Source organism: Dorea sp. 210702-DFI.3.17 (genome assembly GCF_020560825.1).
Taxonomy (GTDB): Bacteria; Bacillota; Clostridia; order Lachnospirales; family Lachnospiraceae; genus Dorea; species Dorea formicigenerans.
Map to the genome: position 1 here is coordinate 1 of NZ_JAJCNB010000054.1, position 8,894 is coordinate 8,894.

At 31.7% G+C, this 8,894-nt stretch carries 7 protein-coding genes; all 7 read right to left on the bottom strand.

Features of this window, described 5'->3' with window-relative positions:
- On the bottom strand, positions 1-2,119 hold a 2,119-nt coding region (locus tag LI149_RS14460), incomplete at its 3' end, for an N-acetylmuramoyl-L-alanine amidase (protein ID WP_227143564.1).
- A 25-nt stretch (positions 2,120-2,144) separates the two neighbouring features.
- Complete coding sequence (locus LI149_RS14465) at positions 2,145-3,311, bottom strand: glycosyltransferase (RefSeq protein WP_227143565.1); 1,167 nt, start codon at positions 3,309-3,311, stop codon at positions 2,145-2,147.
- A 10-nt stretch (positions 3,312-3,321) separates the two neighbouring features.
- Positions 3,322-4,368 carry a sulfotransferase gene (locus tag LI149_RS14470; protein ID WP_227143566.1) on the bottom strand — a complete coding sequence of 349 codons (1,047 nt, stop codon included), beginning with the start codon at positions 4,366-4,368 and terminating at the stop codon, positions 3,322-3,324.
- A gap of 4 nt (positions 4,369-4,372) precedes the next feature.
- Positions 4,373-5,785 (bottom strand): lipopolysaccharide biosynthesis protein, encoded by a 1,413-nt coding sequence (locus tag LI149_RS14475; protein WP_227143567.1) that lies wholly within the window; start codon positions 5,783-5,785, stop codon positions 4,373-4,375.
- 4 nt (positions 5,786-5,789) lie between these two features.
- Entirely contained in the window at positions 5,790-6,809 is a 1,020-nt protein-coding gene (locus tag LI149_RS14480) for a glycosyltransferase (RefSeq protein WP_227143568.1), read from the bottom strand.
- Positions 6,810-6,822: 13 nt separating this feature from the next.
- Positions 6,823-7,803, bottom strand: a complete 981-nt coding sequence (locus LI149_RS14485) for a glycosyltransferase family 2 protein (protein WP_118397734.1) — start codon at positions 7,801-7,803, stop codon at positions 6,823-6,825.
- Between the two features lie 75 nt (positions 7,804-7,878).
- A partial coding sequence (locus LI149_RS14490) for a L,D-transpeptidase (RefSeq protein ID WP_227143569.1) occupies positions 7,879-8,894 on the bottom strand: 1,016 nt, incomplete at its 5' end.

Consider the following 8,894-nt stretch of genomic DNA (forward strand, 5'->3'; position numbering starts at 1 on the left):
CCAGATAATACGTTCCTTCTGTTAATTTTAACCAGCCGGTCTGCATCACTCCTTCAGAATCTACATAATACCATGTATCATATGGCTTTACCCAGCAGCTTCTCTTTAGCCAGCCATTCTGATCAAAAAAGTACCACTTTCCATCTATCTTTTCCCAGTTTGACCTCGTATAACTTCCATCTGCATGACGATACCATTTCTCATTCCCTACTTTTATCCACTGAGCCTGATTTTTCGTTTTTCCTTCTATCCATATTCCATCTTTGTCTACATAGCTGTCACCAATCCATGTATCTCTTGCCATAGAACCTCCGGATTTAAAGTAATAGCATTTTCCGTCTATCCATCTCCAGCCTTCTACTAATGCTCCGGATTCATCCAGATAATACGTTCCTTCTGTTAATTTTAACCAGCCGGTCTGCATCACTCCTTCGGAATTCACATAGTACCATGTGTCATACGGTTTTACCCAGCCAATTTGCATAGCTCCAGATGAACTAAAATAATAATAATTGTTATTTATTTTTTCCCAGCCAATTGACATTTTCCCTTCATCATTAAAATAATAAGTAACACTTCCAAGCTCTACAAAACCAGTTTTTCTATATCCATTCTTATCAAAGAAATACCAAAATCCATCTATCTTTTCCCATTTATCAACGGCATATCCCCCAAGCACATACTGATACTTCCAACCGTTTGTATCTTCTTTCCATTCTCCTTTTCCAGTTTTAATATATTTCAATATTCCATTTGCATCTGCTTTTCCTAATCGATCTAATTTTTCTTCGGAATTCAAATATGCAGAGAAGTCATTGGAATTGTCTATAAACGCATGCTCAATTATAATCCCCGGAAATCCTGCACGTTTGCTCCGCTGAATTACAGCATAGTAATCTTGTGTCGAACCATCCGGATACTTTGAATCTTGACTATTTCTTATTTTTATCCCCCTACTATAAATTCCAAGTGCAATTAACTCATCTTGTACACTTTGTGCCAATGTTTTTCCTTCACTTCCAATATCTGAGCGATAATTACTATTAGGATAATATACTTCTGCTCCGTATCCGCCTCCCGAATTTAAGTGAATACTCACAAAAAGATTCGCATTAACACTAGCTGCATAGTCTACTCTCCCAGCCAAACTAACATATGTATCATCGTTCCTAGTCATATATACTTTAGCGTTTCCTTGTTGCTCTAAATATTTTTTACAGTGTTTAGCTATTTTTAATGTTAAATCTTTTTCATTTACTCCATTACCGTTTTCACCTCCATCATACCCTCCATGTCCTGGATCCAAAACAATGACATAAGGCTTTGCAGTTTTTTCTGTATTCTCAGAATAAACCGCAATATCATTTTCGCTGTTTATTTCTTTATTTACACTTTCTTCTACTTCTGTATTATCCTCAATATTGTCTTCATCATCTAAAGACATTACTGAAATTCCCGCCTCATCGGAGACTGCTGTTGAATTATCAGCATTCTCCACTATTGCATCTGGTTCTGTTTCACAATATTCTTCTACTCCAAATTTAGCATCGATTCCTATTTCTTTAAAATTGTATACTATCTCTTCACTTCCATTATATATTTTTACTCCTTGAATATAATATGTTCCCATATCTGATTCATTTGGAAATAAAATATCAAATTCATTTGCCCCATCTGCTTCATTAACCGAACATGTCTCTAAAATTTCTGAGGTTTCTTCTTTTTGATATATCAGAGACACTCCGTTAACCTCTGTATTTTCTGCTACTGAAACTACAATTTTTTGTTTCTCACCTACCGACAAATTAGGTTTTTCCACATATAAATATTGGATTAAAGGTTTTGTTGAATCATTTACTGATTCCTCCACCTCTTCTGCAACGCCATCAGCAGAAATGTTTTCTCTTTCCAAAACACTATCATCACTATTCTCTTCTGTCACTGCATCTGCTTTATCTTCTATCTCATTTTGTTGTGCAATTTCATCTGAACTATCTACCGAGGGCGCAGTCAATAACTCCTCTGCCGCCAACACTTTCGTTCCTGACACCATTGATACTCCCATTGTGACAACCATTAAGGCTGCACATATTCTCGTTATTATTTTTTTTCTTTTCAAAACTATCCTTCCTCCCTATTGTGTCTTACTGTAAATGTCCAATAATCTTTTCTAATTGTTTTTTTATATTTTCATATTCAAAATCTCTCAATCGTTCTGTTCCTTTTTCGCGGTACATTCTCATCTTCTCTTCATCAGACAACATATCAAATATTGATTTTGCCATACCTGATGCATCCCCAACTTCGCAAATTTCTCCATACTCACTATTTTTCAATATTTCAGGTACCCCAGGTTTACTATTAGTAGCTACAATGGGCAAACCATATTTCATCGCCTCCAATAAGACTGTTGGTAAACCTTCTAATTTGCTAGAATGAATAAACAATTTAGCTGTAGCATAATAATTCTGTACATCATAACGAACACCAGTAAAAAATACTCTTTCCTCTAAACTTAACTTTTTAACCAATTTTTTACACTCTTCCAATGTAGAACCTTCTCCAATCAATACTAAATTTTCTTGTATTCCATAGTTCTCCACTAAATCTTTCATAGCATAAATAACTGTTTTTTGATCCTTGTCCTGATCGAATCTACCTATCATAAGTAAGTATTCACCATACGTATTTTTATTATCATTTACAACTTGGATATCCAATTCTTTTTTTTGATAACTTATTGGATTATATATTTTGTTTATATTCAATCCGTTTAAAAATCGATTTGCATCCATTGCGGCAATTTCATTATCCGTCGATAATGTACACAAATTCTTGATTTTTCTATATAAATCACCAAATGTACTAGATAAAATCAAATAACTCATCAACGAACCATGGAGCCAACACATTTTCTTTTCACTTAAAATAAAATTATATGCAACAAACGACAAGTCTCTAAAATGGCCTGAAAAAGCGATTCCTATATCATATTTTTTTCTTTTTTTCATTGTTAATCTATAAGCGTACATTGCTAATAATGTTCCTAAATAAACAACAGGATACACGTATTTTCCCCAACGCCACCGCTTAACTAACAACATATATCTATCTGGAAGTAAATAATCGGAAACGTTCTTATAATAAAATTTACACGCTTCTGGGAATTCTTTCTCTAATCCGTTAGCTTTAGGTTTTAAGTTATATATATCTACTTCATACCCTAAATCTATAAACATCTTTGCATACTGAATTGCTACTCTCTCAATTCCGCCTGCTCCAATCCCGTCTAATACCAATGCCACTTTCATAATAAATCTCCTAAAATATTTTTTCCATATCTACGGTTCTTTGATATGGGAAACGATATAAATATTCTTTTAATTCTTTTTCAATAATACTCATTTCATCGCAAAAATCCTGTTTTAGAAATAGCTGTGTATTATTTATTGATTTTTGTGGATTGAAATATTTTTTAGGCATATCGTGTTCTTTTGAGGAAATATGTAATATATTGCATATTTTTTCAATCATTTCATCATAATGATATATTAAATCCTCAAAATTAATTCTATGTATATGTTCATTATGTACGCATCCTTTCTCCATATTTCTGAGTCTTTTATAATATTTGCAAAAAGCTTTTGCTTCTGTCGGATACGGAACATTTTCTCCTTTTTTAGCCCATACATATTTATTAGAAATAAACACATCTCTAGGATCTCTTTCTACTACAAAACATTCCACATTTTCATCAAAATAATGTCCTACTCTATTTAAGTTAAACGGTAGTATCAATTGGTCTAATATCAAATTATTTTTTTCAATACCAAGGTGAATAAATATTTTTCTTAAATACTTCTGTGTTATTTCATAAAATTCCTGATCATTCACAAGAGATATCCACATAGGCTTATATATCAACGGACGATCCATTACTATTTTATTATTGGTAATCAAACTAACTAGCTTTCTCAAGCACATTTTGAAAAACACTGAAAATGTATATTTTTCCTGCATATACCAATATGTATCAGGTGTATATTGTATTAAATCCTTTATATACTCTTCTGTAGCATCCATAAATCCTTGTCCGATTTTCTTCTTATAATTTGCCGGCCACCATAATTTGTCATTATAAAGCTCTGTCATTGTTTTATAAAAAGTATGTAACGCTTCATCGCTACGTACTGCATTGTTCCCAATCAATAGTTTATCTTCCAAATCAAACATGCCACCAGGACAATGCATAAAAACATATTCAAAAGAACCATTTTTTGCCCTATAACTTTCAAATTCAGACAATATATCTGTAATTGCCGAAGAACCTGATCCCATATATCCTGTGGGGATAATTATCTTATTCATAATTTTATCTCCTCAAATTTTTTATCATCACTTTGATATCCTTCCATTCAAGCATTAATAGCAGTACAGATATCAAAATAAACAGCACATATCTAAGTATAATACAATCCTTTAATAACATCATGCTAATCGCATATATCCCCACTGCAATTATACTCCCTATTATATACTTCACGCTATAAACGTTAGCTACATTAAGTTTTCCACTGAATATATAATTAATTAAAACCAAAAGCAAATAACTTACAACTGTAGTATAACAAGCCGCAATATACCCATATTTTTGAACAAAAATTATATTTAATATTAAATTAAGTACTGCTGCTATTACAGAGGCACATGCTATATATTTTGCTTTTTTGTAATAATATTCTAAATCATATAAAAACAAATAAATAAACTGTAAAAACATTGCAACAACTAATGGTGGTACAATATAAATACAAGGCATATAATCTTTAGTTAAAAATATTTTTATCAACTCAGGACATATAGCAATCAGTCCCATTGAAATATACATTCCCAGCAAAATCATTAATTTTGAATTGTCAAAAACTGCTTTTATATCCCTTTCTTCAAATCTTCTATAAACCCACGGCGACCAAACAGCCATAATCTGAGACATCACAGTTAATGCAAGATACCCAACTGTATGTCCCATACTATAAATTCCAACTTTTCCCGCTCCTGCATAATACGAAATTACAATCAAATCACATTGCGTTAATACCATCTGTGATAAAAGATGAGGAATAATAGGTATTGTAAATTTTAAAGTTTTTTGTATATAAAAGCGACTAAAACTTTTCTGTTTTGTTCTAAAAAACAACCAATATATAACTCCTAGCGAAACTAATATATACGCTGAATCTAATCCTAATACTCGACCTATATATTTTTTATGCGGTACAACATATGTTAACACTATCGCAAGCAATTGAGCTACCGGGCCACTTAATAAAGTAATTCCAAAAATGATTTTCGCTTTATTGTGAAATACACAATAGTAATAACCAATCGAGTAGGTTGCAAATATAAAAGCGCTTACAAACAACCAATAGTATAAAAAATCATCCAAGGAAAACAATCTTTTAATTTCTGTTTTAAATGGCAGTCCAAGTAAAAAAGTACCCATTACAGCCATGCCACAGTATATTACAATACTATATATATAACTTTTTCGATCATCGAATTCCAGCATTGCTCGATGAACATATGCATATGCAGCACATGTTGCAATAATAACAAATGTATTTCTTGTTGATACAAATGAACTTGCAACTCCCAAATCTTCTGTGGATAAAATTCTTGCTATAATAGGAATTACAACCATTCCTACTACCAGCGAAATCCCATTAGCAATTGTATTTGCAAATGCTGCCTTTATAGTTTGTCTCGTATCTTCTTGTTTATTCATTTTTCTATATAACTCCGAGTTTTCTTTTAATTATTGTTCTTACTTTCCAATCCACAACAAACGCTCCCCTTTTTATCAAACAATATCTAATAGAACTAATTAGCTTATTTTTTCCTTTCATTTTTTTTATCAAATCCACAAATATTTTTTCATTTTTCATGCGATTCATTTTTTCATTATATTTTCCTTTTTCCATTTTTTTACGATTGCAATACAAATTATCCATTGCTACAACCAACGCATTAAAATAATAATACTTCAATTCATTCATATCAGCTTTTGTAATATGAACATTCATACCATATTCAATTATATTTTCAAACAATGTCTTTTGTATTTCAAAAAAATCCGAGCGATATTTTTGATCCAAACTTTCATTTTCTCTTTTTATATAATGATATAAAGGTTTATTCAATATAATAAAATCATTATTCGATGCTGTCAAATAATTTAGATTAAACAACGCATCCTCTGCTAAGCTCATATTTTCAAAAAAATGTAAATTATTATCTTTGATAATTTTTGTTAAATATAATTTATTCCATACAGAGCAAAGCAAACCTTTTTTATATACAGTAACTACTTGCTTTTTGTCAACTTTCGAAACTTTCTTTTTTTCATATAATACAGGAACAGAATTTTCATATTTACCTTTTTCAATATCTATATAATACCCCCCTACAGTCAAACAATTATTTACTGTACATTTAACTAATTCGTTAATCATATCACGTTCTAAAAAATCATCGACATCAACAAATATAATATACTCTCCATGTGCTTTTTTTATTCCCACATTTCTTACTGCCGAAACGCCTTGATTTAATTGATGTACCACGGTTATCCTTGCATCTTTTTTTGCATACAAATCGCAAAGTTCTCCCGATTTATCCTTTGATCCATCGTTTATCAAAATCATTTCGATATTTTGATATGTTTGCTGACATATACTATTCACACATCTTTCAATATATTTCTCTGCATTATACACCGAAATAATCACTGTTACTTTTTTATCTTCCAATTTCTTTTCCTCTTTATTTTAAAGCCAATATATATAACAATAGCTTTGCACAATGTATTTTTTCTAATTTCATAATTATGCCAACGCCTAACTTTATCTTTAAGGTTTGCCCCTTAGGCTTCATTATTCCCACATATGGATTATCTTTGTACTCTGGAAAACGATTTTTCATATCATTTAACCAATATTCATACTTTTCTTTCATTCTTTTTTTACCACCACCATGTCCATACGTTATCAAAGCATTTACCATATTAGCAATATATACATATTCTATCACTTTTCTATCTTTTATTTTTAAATTATATATGTCATAATTTTCCATAAATTCATTAAAGATACTCACTATGAATTTTTCATGATTTTTTTCATAATTCATAGAACCTGTAATAGATTCCCTATTATAATAATAATGATATCCACAATAATCTATCACTTTATATTGAGGATTTGCACAATATAGTGCCATACTAAAATATATATCTTCTCCACAACGAATTGTTGAAAATTTTACCTGATTTTTTAATAAAAACTCTTTTCTATACATTTTTGCACACGCAATAGGATATGTAGCTAAACTCCATATACTATGTTTGGCAAAATGTTTTTTTAACTTTCCTTCTAAGTCCCTGGTATATCCACCTATAACTACATCGTACTTGCCTTTTTGCATAGCGTTATAATATGTTTCTATATAATCAGGTGCTATATAATCATCACTATCTATAAACATCAAATATTGTCCATTTGAATTGTTTATTCCCACCTCACGTGTTTTTCCCAGTCCTAAATTTTCTTCATTAATATAACTTTTGACAAGTTGAGGATATCTTTTTTCGTACTCATCAATTATAAACTGACTATTATCCGGACTACAGTCATTAACGCAAATAACTTCATAATCTACATATGTCTGTCGAACTACACTTTGTAAACATCTTTTCAAATATTTTTCAACATTATATATCGGTATTATTACACTAACTTTAACCATACACTCTCCTTTTTTCTTACAACGCCAAAAGTGACCTGTATTTTTCACCAGACCACTTTTGTTTTCACTTATAAATTAATATACAACCACAGTACTTCCACTCGGTATTGTATCATATATCCATTTTGCATTATTAATATCCATTCTTACACAGCCATGCGACAAATGCATTCCCAGCCTGCCATCTATCAAGCTTCCATTATACTTACTATACAATACACTATGGAACAAATAATTACCATAAAATTGAGTGTACCAATAGCATCTTGCATTACCTGAATCAAAGTAGTATCCTCTGATTCCTACACGAAATACTCCTGATACCGTTGGAGTTGAATCTTTTCCTGGTGAGCAATCCCAATAATTTACCAGATTCCACATCCCTTTAGCACCACGAAATACTCCAACCTTACAACTTGCACGATCTACTAACACTAACCATTCTGTATTGCTGGAATACATTTGTGCTCTGCTTGCCATAAGCGACTGTTCCCGAGTCATCATAGCTCCACTGCTACTTAAATAATATCCATCAATGTATGTATTACGAGCCATAACTCCTTCACTTCCACCATGCACGTCATTCAAAGTATACAAATAATACCAAGTACCTCTCACTAATTGCCAACCGGTTTTCATCGCTCCATCCGTTGCCATATAATACCAGTTTCCATTTAAATAAAGCCAATCTTGAGCCATTGCTCCACCAGCCTGTAAATAATACCAAGAATTATTGATTTTCTTCCAACAACCTTCCACCATCTTATTATCTACTGGTTCAAGATAATACCATGCTCCATTTACCCATCTCCAACCTGATGCTAATAATCCAGACTCATCATAATAATACCAAGCTCCATTTTCCTTTGACCAGCCTGTCCGCATCCTTCCATCGTTCTCAAAAACATATTCATAATCACCAATCTTTTTCTTGCACTGATAAATCCTAAGACCTGGATATAATTCATTAGTCTCATCTAAATAATAATATGCTCCATTTACATATCTCCAACCTTGAGCTTTTCTTCCACTTGGATCTGCATAATACCAGCCTTCTGGTTCTCTTATCCAGCCTGTCAGCATACAACCGC